This window comes from Falsiroseomonas oryzae, from assembly GCF_027856955.1.
GTDB classification, from domain to species: Bacteria; Pseudomonadota; Alphaproteobacteria; order Acetobacterales; family Acetobacteraceae; genus Falsiroseomonas; species Falsiroseomonas oryzae.
Genome location: NZ_JAPSMD010000929.1, coordinates 1 through 786 on the forward strand (window position 1 = coordinate 1; position 786 = coordinate 786).

At 74.9% G+C, this 786-nt stretch carries 1 protein-coding gene; it reads left to right on the forward strand.

The features are described from left to right. A partial coding sequence (locus OZN99_RS32750) for an ATP-binding protein (protein WP_270939350.1) occupies positions 1-786 on the forward strand: 786 nt, incomplete at both ends.

The following is a 786-nucleotide window of genomic DNA, read 5'->3' on the forward strand; positions in this document are numbered from 1 at the left end:
GAGCGGCCGGAACCCGCCGCGCTGCTGGCTGCGCGGATGGAAGTGGCGCCGCCGCGCGCCGCGCGCCTGGCCGCGCTGCGCGAGCCCGCCGTCGCCTGGGATCGCCTTGTGCTGGACCCCGTCACCGCCGCGCCGCTGGAGGAACTGGTACGCCGCGTCCGCCACCGTGCCACGGTCCGCGAGACCTGGGGGATGGACAGCGGCGGCAGCGCGCTGGTCGCGCTGCTGACCGGCGAGCCCGGCACCGGCAAGACGCTGGCGGCGGAGGCGGTCGCGCTGCGCCTCGGCCTGCCGCTGCTGGCCGCCGACCTCTCGCGCATCGTCTCGAAATACATTGGCGAGACGGAGAAGAACCTGGCCGAGCTCTTCGCTGCCGCCGAGGGCTTCGCCGCGCTGCTGTTCTTCGACGAGGCGGATTCGCTGTTCGGCAAGCGCACGGCGGTGCAGGACGCGCATGACCGCTACGCCAACATCGAGGTGAACTACCTGCTGCAGCGCCTGGAGCGCTTCGAGGGCGTGGCGCTGCTGGCGACCAACCTGGCCGACGGCATGGACGAGGCCTTCCTGCGCCGCTTCGACCTCAGCATCCCCTTCCGCCGTCCCGGCCCCGCGCAGCGCCTGGCGCTGTGGCGCGCGCACCTCCCGGCGGGCCAGCTCGCGCCCGGGCTCGACCTGCGCGCGCTGGCGGCGTCCTGCGACGTGACCGGCGGCGAGATCCGTAACGCCGCGCTCACCGCCGCCTATGCCGCGGCGGAGGCCGGCACGCCGATCGGCGCCAGCCTGCTG